The following is a 14720-nucleotide window of genomic DNA, read 5'->3' on the forward strand; positions in this document are numbered from 1 at the left end:
AGCAGTCGAACGTTAGAAGCCGAGCGCCTGAGCGACGCGTCGTACTTCTGCTTTTCTTCCCGCCCGAAGGGCTTCGATCGGCGGCACACCCAAACTCGGTTCGCTGCTCAGCAGCCAGTTCATCGATTCCCCAGCGCTGAAGCCAGCATCGCGCAGCACGACGACGGTTCCCTTGAGCTCGCGCAGCGGAGCGCCATCGGTAATGAAGACCTCTGGAACCTGCCATACGCCATCGATTTTGCTGGCGAGCAATGCACCCTCTTCGATGAGACGACGGACTTGACTAACCTTCAGGCCTAGTTGCGCGGTCAGGTCGTTAATGGTGAGCCAGTTGGTGGCTGATAATTCGGTCACCCATTAAGAGTGCCACGACGCATGGGAAGAACCTGACAGTTCGCGCGGGAGGAACCAACAATTGGTTCGCGCTTTTAGATAACACCAGTCACATTAGCCACATCTATCACACTAGTTGACAGTAGATTGCTTCTGTGACAGATTTGAGCCCTGATTTAGGTGGTCACAGACACCTCCTCGGGGCCGGGAGCAGGAAGAGCGTTATGACACATTTCACTTTCGATGACACAGACAGTGTCGCGAATAAAGTTTTTGCTGGGCTTGTTCCGGCAGCAGTCGACAACAGTGAGCGCATGGGCCGCCTCACCCAGCAACGAGCACGAATGAACCGCACCTTTATGAATACGGTTCCCGTAATCTTGGTCGGCTCGCTTGCGGCCGCGACATTCAACCTCACCGGACCCGTCGAACCTGTCAACGCCAAGACACCGAATGACCCGCGGCTCTCAACCGAGCACGCCAACAAGCCGACCGGAACCGTTCCCGCATCGGTGAGCCAGACAACAGCGACCGTCCTGAGTCCGGCGCCCGCCGCATACACAGTGCGGGAAGGCGACACCGTCAGCGACGTAGCGTCCCGCTACGGACTTTCCACTGCATCCGTTCTCGCCCTCAATGGGCTCAGCTGGTCGTCGATGATCTTTCCTGGCCAAGAGCTCAAGCTCACCAAAGGATCAGCAGCAGCACTGCCGAGCGTGAACCACACCAAAACGACTAACGGCGAGTACACCATCGTCGCCGGTGACACGATCAGCGGAATCGCAAACAAATTTGGCGTCTCGACAATCTCCGTGATGTCAGCCAACGGGCTGGGCTGGTCGAGCATCATCTATCCGGGTCAAACGATAGTGATTCCTGGCAACCTCAGCACTCCCAGTGATGACACGCAAGAGTCCGACTTCACTACCGAAGACGGCGATGGCGATGGCGCAAGGGCTAGCGACCCGGATTCAGCCCCTGACACCCGCACCGCGCCGCAAACCGACAGCGCAACGAGCGAGCCAGACCCCGCAGATGCTGCTGCGGAACCTGGACAACCGCCAGTGGAACCCGAAGACGCCGCACCGGCACCTGCGCCAGCTCCCGCACCGGCGCCCCTCGGTGGAAGCAGCTACCTCGTCGTTTCCGGCGACACGATCTCGGCAATTGCTCAGCGCCTCGGACTCTCCACACAGGCACTACTCGACGCCAACGGTCTCAGCCACTCAAGCATGATTTACATTGGCGACACACTAACGATTCCGTCACCGAGCTCAGCTCCTGCCAGTAGCGGTGGCAGCGTGACCTACCTCACGGCAGAAATGCGCACCAATGCTCAGGTCATCATCCAAGTGGGCCGCGACCTCGGAGTCTCCGACTACGGAATAACGATTGCTCTCGCCACTGCCATGCAGGAGTCAAGTTTGCGAAATCTCAACTGGGGTGACCGCGACTCTGTAGGACTCTTCCAGCAGCGACCAAGTTCGGGGTGGGGAACAATTGAGCAGCTCACGACACCATCGCACTCGGCGCGGCTTTTCTATGGCGGACCGAGCAACCCAAATAAGGGCAAGACACGGGGACTTCTTGAGATCTCAGGTTGGCAAAACATGAGCCTGACGCGCGCGGCACAAGCAGTGCAGATTTCGGGACACCCCAACGCCTACGCAAAGTGGGAGACATCTGCCCGTTCGTGGCTACAACAACTCGGCTAAGCGTCCGAACAGCCGTGTCTAGCGGCACTCTTCACGCTCGGAACTTTAGACTCGCATGGTGAGTGCGAACAGTACGGATCCGATGATCGGGCGTCTTCTTGACGGTCGATATCAGATCCGATCGCGCATTGCCCGCGGCGGTATGGCGACGGTATACTTGGCAACCGATTTGCGGCTTGAACGCAAGGTCGCCATCAAGATCATGCACGGTCACCTCGCCGACGACAGTAAGTTCAAAGAGCGCTTCGTTCAAGAAGCACGGTCATCGGCACGGCTCGCGCATCCCAACGTTGTCAACGTCTTTGACCAGGGCCAAGACAGCGATATGGCCTATCTCGTCATGGAATATCTGCCGGGGATAACGCTGCGTGATCTGCTGCTCGAGCACCGCATCCTCACCACGGAGCAAACGCTCGACATCATGGAGGCTGTCCTCGCCGGCCTCGCTGCAGCGCACAAGGCAGGCATCGTTCACCGCGACCTTAAACCAGAAAATGTGCTGCTCGCGGATGACGGTCGTATCAAGATCGGCGACTTCGGGCTCGCCCGTGCCGCCAGTACAAACACCGCAACCGGAGCAGCACTACTCGGCACGATCGCGTACCTCTCTCCTGAACTCGTCACGCGGGGCGTCGCCGACACGCGCAGCGACATCTACGCCGTCGGAATAATGATGTACGAAATGCTCGTTGGCGAGCAGCCCTTCACTGGCGAACAGCCCATGCAGATCGCGTATCAACACGCAAACGATTCAGTTCCCAGCCCCAGCTCCGCGAACCATCGCGTGCCCGCCGAACTCGATGACCTCGTGTTATGGGCGACGGCGCGCGAACCGGATGATCGCCCACGCGATGCTCGGGCGCTGCTTGATCAGCTCTACCAAACGCACAGCTCGCTGATGACAGCGCTACCGCCGACAGCATCCACCGCAGTGCAGCGCACAATGGTCTTGCCCAGCGCACCCGCGGCAGAATCTTTAGGCTCCACTGCCGAAACTCATATCTTTGGTTCCGAACTGCAGCAGGTGGCTCCCCCCGCTCCCGCTCAGGTCTCAGAAAACACCACAACGCTCTCCACCCAAGCAACCAAGCGAAAGTCACGCGGGTGGTGGCTGCTCGCGCTCATCGTGCTACTGGTTGGTGGCGCAGCGGGCGCCGGTTGGTATTTTGGTGCTGGTCCCGGCTCCCAAGTGACGATTCCCGAAAGCATCCAGAGTTCCACTCCAGAAGAGGCACGAGCAATCTTGGAGTCGCTCGGACTCGAGGTCAGCGACGAGCTGGGCGCAACGTCCGATCCGGTAGTCGCCGTCGATCTAGTTGCCAACTCGACGCCCGAAGTTGGTTCTGCGGTGCCGAACGGCTCAACAGTCACGCTGCTGATCTCCACCGGTCCGCAACCCATTGCTGTGCCCGCCTTCGTCGGCATGACGGAACAAGAGGCGCGTGACGCGATAGCGGCAGCACCATTCACGCTCGTGGAACCGGTCATCAAGCAGTTCGACCCAGACATTGCTGCGGGGCTCGTGATCGATGCGCTCGGCGCCGACGAGACTTCGATCGTTGGTCTGGAGACCTATGGTGAGCTACAAAACGTCGCCCTCATCATCTCCTCTGGTCCCCTGCCAGACATCGCGTGCAGAACCACCGACGAGGCGTCGCAGATCCTCGCCGGTGTGGGGCTGAATACTGCACCCGGCAAGGAAGTATTCAGCGACTGTGAAGAGGGAACGGTGGTCGGAATCGACCGCGAGGTTGACGGCGAAGGAAACGGTCGCACCTTCCGCGAGGGTGACACCGCGACCCTGATCATCTCTCGCGGCCCCGACCTGATTCAGGTACCCGATGTTGTCGGGGACAGAATCTCGGACGCCATCAACGAACTTGAGTCACTGGAGTTCGTCGTGACCGTACAAACTGATCTTCCCCAGGGCTTGTGGGGAACGTTCGCGGCAGAGGTGCTCGACCAAGAACCCGAGGCAGGGGAAATGCTGAAGCGCGGCTCAGAAGTCACGATCTACGGACTGAGACAAGACTGATCGCCGCCAACAGCTCGCCAGCACGGCCATCACGGCCATCACGGCATCGATCTGGCGAGCCGCAATTCGTCTAAAAAGAGCGGAGTTCCTCGGCGACGAGAAACGCTAACTCCAGCGATTGCATGTGGTTGAGGCGTGGGTCGCACAGCGACTCGTAACGCGTAGCCAGTGTGGCCTCATCAATCTGCTCCGAACCGCCTAAGCACTCGGTGACATCGTCGCCGGTGAGCTCGATGTGGATGCCGCCGGGGTACGTTCCCGCTGCGCTGTGTGCCTCGAAGAATCCCTTAACTTCATCAACCACGTCATCGAACCGGCGCGTCTTGTATCCGGTGGGCGTAGTGAGACCGTTTCCGTGCATGGGGTCCGTTACCCACAGCGGTGTGGCATCCACTTCTTTAATCGCTTCAAGAAGCGGTGGAAGGGCGTCGCGCACCTTGCCGGCACCCATGCGCGTAATGAACGTGAGTCGACCGGGCTCCCGTTCAGGGTCGAGCTTTTCAATGAGTTGTTTCATCGTCTCGGGGGTGGTCGTTGGGCCGAGCTTCACACCAATGGGGTTGCGCAGACGAGAGAAGTAGTCGATGTGAGCACCATCGAGGTCGCGAGTGCGCTCCCCGATCCACAAAAAGTGCGCGCTCGTGTTGTAGGGCGTTCCTGTGCGCGAATCAATGCGCGTCATCGGCCGCTCGTAGTCCATCAGCAAGCCTTCATGGCTCGAGTAGAATTCGGTGCGCTTGAGCTCATCGAAGTCAGCGCCGGCCGCCTCCATGAAACGCACCGCCTTGTCAATTTCCTTGGCAAGACTCTCGTACTGACGATTTGCGGGGTTCGCCGCAAATCCCCTGTTCCATGAATGCACTTGGCGGAGGTCCGCAAAACCACCCTGCGTGAACGCCCGAATAAGATTCAGGGTGGATGCCGCCGTGTGGTATCCCTCAACCAGGCGTGCGGGATCAGCAGCGCGTGACTCCGGTGTGAAGTCAAACCCGTTGACGATGTCGCCGCGGTAGGCCGGGAGGGTGACGTCTCCCCGCGTCTCAAAATCGCTGGAGCGGGGTTTGGCAAACTGGCCTGCCATGCGGCCCATCTTGACGATCGGCTTCGAGGCTCCGTACGTAAGCACAACGGCCATTTGCAGGATTGTTTTAACGCGATCGCTGATCTTCTGAGCCGTGGCCCCAGCGAAAGTTTCGGCACAGTCGCCGCCCTGCAACAGGAATGCTTCGCCCTGAGCTGCACGCGCCAGACGCGTGCGCAGGCGATCAACCTCACCGGCGAATACCAGCGGCGGAAGAGAAGCGATCTTGCTTGACGCCTCACCGACAGCATCGGCATCCAACCAGCTCGGTTGCTGCTTGATGGGAAGCGTGCGCCAGTTGTCTAAACCGGCAATCACGGCTGGATCGGCAAGTACCACGGGTTCTGACGGGTCGACCACAGGGAATTCCTTCTTACATTTACTGCGAAAATGGCTGGGCTTATGCCCCGTTACGAGCCTACCGGCTGAACCGGGAGCCTTTTTTCACTGAGCACGACGGGCTGGAGCCGCACGCTCCTTGACCGATGTCGCGTAGACATCCACATACTCCTGTCCGCTTATGCGGTTGAGCTCATACATGATTTCGTCAGTGATTGACCGCAGGATGAAACGGTCACCTTCCATGCCCTCAAAACGGCTGAAGTCGAGAGGTTCACCAAAGACAATTCCAATTCGACCCATCCGAGGGATCTTGGTGCCAATCGGCATCACCTTCTCGGTGTCAATCATCGCAACCGGAACAACCGGAACGTGCCCCTCAAGGATCATGCGCGCAACGCCCGTGCGGCCCCGGTACATCTTTCCGTCGGGACTTCTCGTGCCTTCGGGATAAATACCGAGAACCTCGCCGCGCGCGAGAACTGCTAGGCCCGTATTCAGCGAGGCTTCCGAAGCTTTACCGCCCGACCGATCGATCGGAAGCATCCCCGTGCCATTGAAGAAGGCACGCGACAACCAGCCACGAATACCCCGACCAGTGAAATAGTCGCTCTTAGCTAGGAAGAAAATACGTCGATCCATGACCAAGGGTAGGAACACTGAGTCAATAAAAGACAGGTGGTTACTTGCGAGAATTACTCCACCCTTACGTGGCAGGTTCTCGAGGCCGGAAACCCACGGCCGAAAAACCGTTTTGAGAATGGGGCCAGCGACCAGATTCTTCATGAACCAATAGAACATGGTGCCTCGTTTTCCTGCTCGCGCGAGTTTCTACCTTATCGCGCAGCAGAACATACCCCACAAACAGCGGCAGATGTGCGCCAGCACCGCCGCGAGCGTGGATAGATGCCGTCGTCGATGGATGCCGTCGTGGCTAGATCGACTCGACCTAGCTAGAGTGGGATGACCACCATACCGGTGCCAAAGGAGTTGCCGTGAAACAGTTTGATGTACCAGCCCTCATTGAGGCCGACCCCGAAGCGAACGCCACCGATCTCCTGATCGATCGTGTTGCGGCTACACCAAACAAGGCGCTGTTCTCGCTACCTACCGCCGATGGCGGCTGGAGTGATGTCACCTCTGCCGAGTTCTTAGCTCAGGTGAAGTCTGTCTCCAAAGGATTGGTCGCGGCCGGCATTCACCCCGGCGATAAAATCGGGTTGATGTGCAAGACCCGCTACGAGTGGACGCTCATCGACTTCGCGACCTGGTTTGCCGGCGCAGTGCTCGTTCCCATCTATGAGACCAGTTCCCCCTCGCAAATCCAGTGGAATCTCGCTGACTCGGGTGCTATCGCCATCATCACGGAGACGCCTGAACATTTCGCACGCTTTGATGAGATTCGCGCGGATGTTCCCGATGTTGCGCACGCGTGGCAGATCGACCTCGGCGACATCGACAAGCTCTCCGCCGCAGGAACCGATGTTCCCGAAGAAGAAATTGAACGCCGTCGCAACATCGCGAAGGGTTCTGACCTCGCAACCCTCATTTACACCTCGGGGACCACCGGCAAGCCCAAGGGCTGCATCTTGACGCACTCCAACTTCGTAGAGCTCTGCCGCAACTCGCAGAAGGCTATTCCCGAGGTTGTTAACCCCGAGTCGAGCACGCTGCTGTTTATTACAACAGCTCACATCTTTGCGCGCTTCATTTCGATTCTGTGCATCCACGGTGGAGTGAAAGTCGGCCACCAGCCCGATACCAAACTGCTGCTGCCCTCAATGGCGTCGTTCAAGCCGACGTTCCTCTTGGCTGTGCCTCGCGTGTTCGAGAAGGTGTACAACTCATCAGAGCAGAAAGCGGAAGCTGGCGGAAAAGGCAAAATCTTCCGCAAGGCCGCCGACGTGGCAATCGCGCACTCCAAGGCAGTGGATGCTGGGCACGTCCCGCTTGGTCTCAAGATTCAGTTCGCACTCTTTGATCGACTTGTTCTTTCGAAGATTCGTGCAGCCCTGGGAGGGCGAGTCGAGTACGCCGTGTCAGGCTCCGCGCCGCTGGGTCTGCGTCTTGGACACTTCTATCGCAGCCTGGGACTGACGATTCTCGAAGGCTACGGTCTCACCGAAACCACTGCACCAATCTCGGTGAACAAACCATCCAACTTCAAAATCGGCAAGGTCGGTCCCCCACTCCCGGGCGTCTCCGTTCGAATTGCAGAAGATGGCGAGATTCAAGCCAAGGGCGTCTGCGTATTCGACGGCTACTGGAACAACCAAGAAGCCACCGATGAAGTATTTGACGGCGAATGGTTCAAGACCGGCGACATCGGCAAATTCGATGAAGACGGCTACCTCGAGATCACCGGCCGCAAAAAAGAGATCATCGTTACGTCCGGCGGCAAAAACGTCGCCCCCGCCGCGCTCGAAGATCCGATCCGCGCTAACCCGATCATCGGCCAAGTCATTGCCGTAGGAGAGGGGCGCCCATTCATTTCGGCGCTCGTCACCCTGGACGAGGAGATGCTTCCCGTCTGGCTAAATAACAATGGTCTCGATGCAACCTGGACGTTGCAGCAGGCCGGCCAACACCCGGCAGTGCTTGCCGAAGTGCAGCGAGCGATCGATGTCGGCAACGCCCGAGTCTCGCGTGCGGAGTCGATTCGTAAGTTCCATATCCTCGACGCCGACCTCACAGAAGCCAGTGGGCACCTCACGCCAAAGATGAGCATCAAGCGCACGGTGATTCTGGCCGATTTTGCCGACGTCATTGAGGGCATGTACTCAAACTCTCCGTCGACTGAAGGAATCTCGCTGAAGCACTAAAGCCTCAGCAATTTCTCTCCAATCACGAAACCCCCGCTGCGTGCGAACACGGCGGGGGTTGCGTGATTGACCAAGAATTGTTCTTGCAGGTTAGTACCACGGAGCTGCGCGGATGGCGCGCATAGCTTCGCGCTTAGTCTCGGGCTCAAGGCCCTCAATGTAGAGATGCCCATCAAGGTGGTCTGTTTCATGCTGGAGCGCCTGAGCCATTACACCGTCACCGCTGAGCTCGACCGCCTCGCCCGTGAGATCAACGCCGGTTACACGAGCGAAGGGGTATCGCCGACGCAGAAAATAGAACCCCGGTACCGACAGGCAACCCTCATCAACAAGCTCCGGTTCTCCGGATACTTCTGCAAGGACGGGATTGATGACGTAACCAATTTCGCCATCAATGTTATAGCTGAAAGCCCGTAGACCGACGCCAATCTGATTGGCCGCTAATCCCGCCCGGCCGGGCTCCTGAACGGTGTCCATGAGATCACCGATAAGCGCCGTGGCGCGCGGATCTCCGACCATAATCGGGTCGCAAGCGGACCGGAGTACAGGATCGCCAAAAAGCCGAATCGCACGAACAGCCATCGGGTCAGTCGGTCCGAACCTCGTCAAGGCCATCCATGACCACTGCTGCGAGTTCGCGTGCAGCATTCTTGGTGATCTTGTTGAGGTCGCGGTAGTGCACCACCGAGCCAGTAGCAAGACTCGCGTCGTACGGAACGCGAACGACCTCGCGCACACGCGATTTAAAGTGCGCCTCGATCTCTTCGAGTTTGACCAGATTGGTGCCCTGAGTTGCCGTGTTGAGCGCAACAACAGCATTCTTGACGAGATCTGCGTGACCATTGGACTCAAGCCAGGTGAGAGTCTCGGATGCCAGCCTTGCCTCATCGACACTGCCGCCAGAAACGATGACAATCGAATCCGCTCGCTGGAGCGTGGCACGCATCACCGAGTGCACGATTCCGGTGCCACAGTCGGTGATTGCAACAGAGTAAAACCGTTCCGCCATGTCGGCAACGATGTTGTAATCGTTCTCGTCAAAAGCCTCAGAAACGTGCGGATCTGTGTCTGACGCTAGAACGTCAAGTCGGGTTTCATCGCGCGACACAACGGTCTGGAACTCGCTGAACGTATGAAGCGACTCCGAACGCATCACAACATCGCGCACCGTTGCACGAGTCTGCTTATCGATGCGCTCGGCGAGCGTTCCGCGGTCGGGGTTAGCGTCGATGGCAATAATTCGGTCTTCGCGAGTGTCCGCCAATGCCATACCCAGCAGGGCCGTGATTGTCGTCTTACCGACACCACCCTTGCGCGTGAGCACCGGGACGAATCGGGTGCCACCCGAGAACGTCTTAGTAATGCGCGCCTCCAGCGCTTTGCGTTCGCGCACAGAATATGAGTCGCCCACATTGACCAAGTGGAACGTCAGCGCATAAAGAATCTGTTGGAGGAAGCCTTCTGGTGCAGGTCGGCGATTCTTCTTGCCCTGGTTGATGAGACGCTCGGCAGTGAGCATCGTCGCAGTCTCCGGCGCGGGACGGACGTCGATGCGCTGGCGACCGCGACGAGTCGTCGGACGGTCGACCGGTGGGAGCTCAGGAATAGGGGCAGCCCCGGAGGCAGCTTCAGTCGGAGTGGTGGCAATCGCTGCCGGCGCAAAAGCAAAAGACGTTGTGGCCAATGCAGCCGGATCCACGTGGTGTGCGGTTACCGCAACATCATCGATCGAGACGGCAGCCTCGTGCTCTGGAGTCGCCCGAACCTGCGTCGGTAAAGAAAGCGTAAAAGTGACGCTTTCGCTGCTTGGTGCCACTTCAACCGTCGACTCCTTCGAGTCGTAATCGGCAGTAAAATTTTCGTCGTCAGCAGACGACTGCACATCAGATTCATCACGCTCAGTAGACACTGGTTGATCCCTTTCAGAAAGCAAACACGACACTCTACCGCGTAAGCGAGGTAACTGTGACCTTCGCCCAAGCGGCGGACACGGCTATTACCGATAAATCAGGCTCAACTGGGCTCGATCTCGACCAAGAGATCACCGGCATCCACCTGCTGCGTCTGAGGGATCGCGAGGCGTTTGACCGTGCCTGCGACCGACGCGGTAATCGCTGCTTCCATCTTCATCGCCTCAATCGAGGCCACCGGTTGGCCCGCCTCGACCTTGACACCCTCTTCAACCTGGAGAGTCACCACACCCGAGAAGGGTGCCGCGACATGGCCCGGCTTCGACGAATCCGCCTTCTCTGCTGAGATCGAATCGACCGCGATGCCGAGATCCCGGACGAATACCGGACGCAATTGACCATTGAGCGTGGCCATAACGGTGCGCATGCCCTTCTCATCTGCCTCACCGATCGCCTCGAGACCAACGAAGAGTTGAACGCCTTTCTCAATTTCAACGACGTGTTCTTTTCCTTGCTGCAGACCGTAAAGGTAGTCGGTACTGGCAAGCGCAGAAAGATCACCGTACGCTTCGCGCGCTTTTTCAAAGATCTGAGTCGGACCGGCAAAAAGCAGCCTATTGAGAGCGGTACGGCGTTCACTGGATTCCCCGTCGAGAGCCGCCTGGTCGTCAACGCTAATTGCTTCAACGCCAATCTTGACGTTGCGGCCCTTCAGCACCTTGGAACGGAACGGTTCTGGCCAGCCGCCGGGAAGTTCGCCCAGCTCCCCCGCCATGAAACCGATAACAGAATCAGGGATGTCGTACTTCTCTGGGTTCTCTTCAAAGTCAGCAGGGTCAGCATTTGCCGCGGCCAAAGCTAGCGCAAGATCGCCAACCACTTTGGACGACGGCGTAACCTTTGGCGGACGACCAAGCATCTTGTTGGCCGCGGCGTACAGATTTTCGATCGTTTCGAACTGGTCAGCGAGGCCCAGCGCGATCGCCTGTTGCCGAAGATTGGAAAGCTGGCCACCCGGAATTTCGTGGTGGTAGACCCGACCGGTCGGGCCAGGAAGCCCCGACTCGAACGGCGCATAGGTGTGGCGCACCGCCTCCCAGTACGGTTCAAGATCCGACACAGCATCGAGCGAAATTCCGGTGTCACGTTCGGTGTGCGCGAGGGAGGCAATGAGGGCCGACATCGATGGCTGGCTTGTTGTTCCTGCCATCGGAGCGCTAGCGACATCCACAGCGTCCGCACCCGCACGCGAGGCAGCCAGCAGTGTCGCCAACTGTCCCCCGGCAGTGTCGTGCGTATGCACGTGCACGGGGGCGTCAAAACGCTCACGAAGCGCCGAAACTAGTGTTTCTGCGGCCTCTGCCCGGAGAAGTCCTGCCATGTCCTTGATGGCGAGAATGTGGGCTCCGCTCGCCATGATCTGATCGGCAAGCCTGAGGTAGTAGTCGAGCGTGTACAGATCTTCTTTGGGATCAAGTAAATCGCCGGTGTAGCAGAGCCCGACCTCAGCGACGGCGGTACCGGTATTGAGTACGGCGTCGATCGCGGGGCGCATCTGCGAAACATCGTTGAGGGCGTCAAAGATGCGGAAAATATCTACGCCGGTGTCTGCAGCCTCGTGGACAAAAGCATCGGTCACTTCGGTCGGATACGGGGTGTAGCCGACGGTATTGCGGCCACGAAGCAGCATTTGGATAGCAACATTCGGCAGAGCTTCGCGCATCGACGCGAGGCGCTCCCAAGGATCTTCCGCCAAGAAACGCAGTGCGACGTCATAGGTGGCCCCACCCCACGCCTCAACCGAAAGCAGCTGGGGGGTGAGTCGCGCGACGTGAGGCATCACAGCAACCAGATCGCGAGTGCGCACGCGCGTCGCTAAGAGCGACTGGTGTGCATCTCGGAACGTCGTTTCTGTTACGGCCAGCGCCTTCTGCTCGCGCAGCGCCGAAGCGAAACCGGCCGGGCCAAGCTCAAGGAGTCGCTGGCGCGAACCCGCGGGCGCCTCGACTGAAAGATCGACCGCGGGAAGCTTCAACTGGGGGTTGATGATTCCCGCGCCGTCGCCGTTGGGCTGATTCACGGTGATTTCGGCCAACCAGGTGAGGATCTTTGTTCCACGGTCTTTGGAGCGATGCGAGTTCACCAGCCAGGGGCGCTCATCGATGAATGCGGTGCTCAGGTCTCCGGCGATGAACTCTGGGTCGTCGAGCACACCCTGAAGGAAGGGGATGTTTGTAGTCACGCCGCGAAGGCGGAACTCTGCGAGTCCACGGCGTGCGCGGCGCACAGCCGACGCGAAGTCTCGGCCACGGCACGTCATCTTCACGAGCATGGAGTCGAAGTGGGGAGAAATCTGCGCACCAGCAGAAACCGTTCCACCATCCAAACGTATGCCGGCACCACCTGGCGAGCGGTATGTAGTTATTTTACCCGTGTCAGGCCGAAACCCGCTGGCTGGGTCTTCTGTCGTGATGCGGCACTGCAGCGCCGCTCCGCGCAGTGTGAGCTCCTCTTGACGCAAGCCCAACTCTTCGAGTGATTCGCCAAACGCAATTCGCATCTGCGACTGAACAAGATCAACATCGGTGACCTCTTCAGTGACGGTGTGCTCCACCTGAATCCGCGGGTTCATCTCAATGAAGACGTGCTCGCCCTTACGCTCCCCCACAGTGTCGAGCAAAAACTCGACCGTGCCAGCGTTGACGTAGTCGATCGACTTGGCAAACGCTATTGCGTCGCGGTACATCGCCTGACGAGTGTTCTCGTCGAGATTCGGCGCAGGGGCGATCTCGACCACTTTCTGGTGCCGACGCTGAACCGAGCAATCGCGCTCAAACAAGTGAATGGTGTTGCCGTGCGAGTCGGCAAGGATCTGCACCTCAATGTGGCGTGGGCGCACAACTGCTTGCTCCAGGAACATCGTCGGGTCACCGAATGCACTTTCGGCTTCGCGCATCGCGGCGACGAGTGCGTCACGAAGATCTTCCTTTTTCTCAACGCGGCGCATTCCGCGACCGCCACCACCGGCAACAGCCTTCGCGAAAATCGGAAAACCGATCTCATCGGCAGCGACAAGAAGTGCATCCACATCGGTGCTGGCTGGGGTGGACTTGAGCACGGGAACTCCCGCAGCGATGGCGTGCTCTTTGGCAGTGACCTTGTTACCAGCCATCTCGAGCACCTTAGTGGGCGGGCCGATGAAGGCTATTCCTGCAGCCGCAGCCGCATGAGCGAGCTCGGGATTCTCAGACAGAAAACCATAGCCAGGGTAGATGGCGTCAGCGCCCGACTCTTTTGCGACACGAATAATTTCCGAAACGTCCAAGTAGGCACGAACAGGATGCCCCTCTTCACCAATTAGGTACGCCTCGTCGGCCTTCAGCCGGTGAACCGAATTTCGATCCTCGTAGGGAAAAACGGCAACAGTTCTTGCGCCGAGTTCGACGGCCGCACGCATTGCGCGGATCGCGATCTCACCTCGGTTGGCAACGAGAATCTTCGTGAACATTCGGTCCTTCCTGACAAAAGCCAAGCCTAGAGTCATCGAACTCTGGCAGTTTCCTCAAGGGTGGGCAAAAGTTGGTGCAGTTTTAGGTTTCTTAACAGTAGTGAAGGTATCGTCGTTACTCGTGCACGTACTTAGCGTTAGCTCCCTCAAGGGGGGCGTAGGAAAGACGACTGTGACGCTTGGGCTCGCTTCGGCAGCCTTTGCTCGCGGTCTTCGAACCCTCGTCGTCGACCTTGATCCCCAATCCGATGTGTCGACCGGTATGGACATTGATGTCTCCGGTCACCTCAACGTTGCCGATGTGCTCGCTTCTCCCAAAGAAAAAATTGTGCGGGCAGCCATAGCCCCGAGCGGCTGGACCAAGGGTCGCCCCGGAAAAATAGACGTTCTGATTGGCTCACCATCCGCCATTAATTTTGACGGGCCGCATCCGAGCATCCGCGATATTTGGAAGCTCGAAGAAGCTCTCGCAAACGTGGAGGCAGATTACGATCTCGTTCTGATCGATTGTGCGCCGTCGCTTAACGCGCTCACTCGCACTGCGTGGGCTGCCAGCGACCGCGTTGCAATCGTCACCGAGCCCGGCCTTTTTTCGGTAGCTGCGGCAGACCGTGCTCTGCGGGCCATCGAAGAGATTCGGCGCGGCCTCTCGCCTCGACTTCAGCCGCTCGGCATAATTGTGAACCGGCTACGCTCGCAGTCGCTCGAACACCAATTTCGTATCAAAGAATTGCGCGACATGTTTGGGCCCCTGGTTCTCTCTCCGCAGCTGCCAGAGCGTACGTCGTTGCAGCAGGCGCAGGGCGCCGCAAAGCCTCTGCACGTGTGGCCGGGCGAGAGTGCCCAAGAGATGGCACGCTACTTCGACCAGTTGCTCGACCGCGTGATGCGCGCTGCCCGAATGGGCGAGTACAACAACTAGCTCTCGGGCTGACCCTGGCATTCGTGCTGACGCGGCGTTCGCGCTGGCGCTAGCG

At 58.7% G+C, this 14720-nt stretch carries 10 protein-coding genes; 4 read left to right on the forward strand and 6 right to left on the reverse strand.

What is annotated here, in order from left to right; translation table 11 throughout:
* Positions 1–12: 12 nt before the first annotated feature.
* Entirely contained in the window at positions 13–354 is a 342-nt protein-coding gene (locus tag FB472_RS01300; protein ID WP_141989323.1) for an Rv2175c family DNA-binding protein, read from the reverse strand.
* Between the two features lie 203 nt (positions 355–557).
* On the opposite strand from FB472_RS01300, the gene FB472_RS01305 reads away from it, so the two are divergent.
* Both FB472_RS01305 and pknB read left to right on the forward strand, forming a co-directional pair.
* Complete coding sequence (locus tag FB472_RS01305; RefSeq protein WP_246078005.1) at positions 558–2048, forward strand: LysM peptidoglycan-binding domain-containing protein; 1491 nt, start codon at positions 558–560, stop codon at positions 2046–2048.
* Between the two features lie 55 nt (positions 2049–2103).
* Entirely contained in the window at positions 2104–4083 is a 1980-nt protein-coding gene (gene pknB / locus FB472_RS01310; RefSeq protein ID WP_342775534.1) for a Stk1 family PASTA domain-containing Ser/Thr kinase, read from the forward strand.
* Between the two features lie 70 nt (positions 4084–4153).
* Here pknB and FB472_RS01315 read toward each other — a convergent pair whose 3' ends face one another.
* Positions 4154–5524, reverse strand: a complete 1371-nt coding sequence (locus tag FB472_RS01315) for a class II 3-deoxy-7-phosphoheptulonate synthase (RefSeq protein WP_141989325.1) — start codon at positions 5522–5524, stop codon at positions 4154–4156.
* Between the two features lie 84 nt (positions 5525–5608).
* Positions 5609–6304, reverse strand: a complete 696-nt coding sequence (locus FB472_RS01320; RefSeq protein ID WP_141989326.1) for a lysophospholipid acyltransferase family protein — start codon at positions 6302–6304, stop codon at positions 5609–5611.
* Between the two features lie 194 nt (positions 6305–6498).
* Here FB472_RS01320 and FB472_RS01325 point away from each other — a divergent pair, with 194 nt between their 5' ends.
* Entirely contained in the window at positions 6499–8325 is a 1827-nt protein-coding gene (locus FB472_RS01325; protein ID WP_141989327.1) for an AMP-dependent synthetase/ligase, read from the forward strand.
* A gap of 90 nt (positions 8326–8415) precedes the next feature.
* Here the strand turns inward: FB472_RS01325 and FB472_RS01330 are convergent, their stop codons facing one another.
* From FB472_RS01330 to FB472_RS01340, 3 genes are all read right to left on the reverse strand, one after another.
* Positions 8416–8907 carry a peptide deformylase gene (locus tag FB472_RS01330; RefSeq protein WP_141989328.1) on the reverse strand — a complete coding sequence of 164 codons (492 nt, stop codon included), beginning with the start codon at positions 8905–8907 and terminating at the stop codon, positions 8416–8418.
* Between the two features lie 4 nt (positions 8908–8911).
* The gene (locus tag FB472_RS01335; RefSeq protein WP_141989329.1) at positions 8912–10234 is read right to left on the reverse strand and encodes a MinD/ParA family ATP-binding protein; all 1323 of its coding nucleotides are present in this window, start codon (positions 10232–10234) and stop codon (positions 8912–8914) included.
* Between the two features lie 104 nt (positions 10235–10338).
* Entirely contained in the window at positions 10339–13743 is a 3405-nt protein-coding gene (locus FB472_RS01340) for a pyruvate carboxylase (protein WP_141989330.1), read from the reverse strand.
* A 121-nt stretch (positions 13744–13864) separates the two neighbouring features.
* Here FB472_RS01340 and FB472_RS01345 point away from each other — a divergent pair, with 121 nt between their 5' ends.
* Positions 13865–14665: a ParA family protein gene (locus FB472_RS01345; protein WP_141991406.1), complete on the forward strand. Its 801-nt coding sequence runs from the start codon at positions 13865–13867 to the stop codon at positions 14663–14665.
* The last annotated feature ends 55 nt before the right edge of the window (positions 14666–14720 follow it).

This window comes from Rhodoglobus vestalii, assembly GCF_006788895.1.
Taxonomy (GTDB): domain Bacteria; phylum Actinomycetota; class Actinomycetes; order Actinomycetales; family Microbacteriaceae; genus Rhodoglobus; species Rhodoglobus vestalii.

What these genes read in the sequence shown, in the direction of transcription:
- FB472_RS01340 (WP_141989330.1), bottom strand. Translation starts at nt 13,743, where the DNA reads ATGTTCACGAAGATTCTCGTTGCCAACCGAGGTGAGATCGCGATCCGC.
- pknB (WP_342775534.1), top strand. Translation starts at nt 2,104, where the DNA reads ATGGTGAGTGCGAACAGTACGGATCCGATGATCGGGCGTCTTCTTGAC.
- FB472_RS01330 (WP_141989328.1), bottom strand. Translation starts at nt 8,907, where the DNA reads ATGGCTGTTCGTGCGATTCGGCTTTTTGGCGATCCTGTACTCCGGTCC.
- FB472_RS01320 (WP_141989326.1), bottom strand. Translation starts at nt 6,304, where the DNA reads ATGTTCTATTGGTTCATGAAGAATCTGGTCGCTGGCCCCATTCTCAAA.
- FB472_RS01305 (WP_246078005.1), top strand. Translation starts at nt 558, where the DNA reads ATGACACATTTCACTTTCGATGACACAGACAGTGTCGCGAATAAAGTT.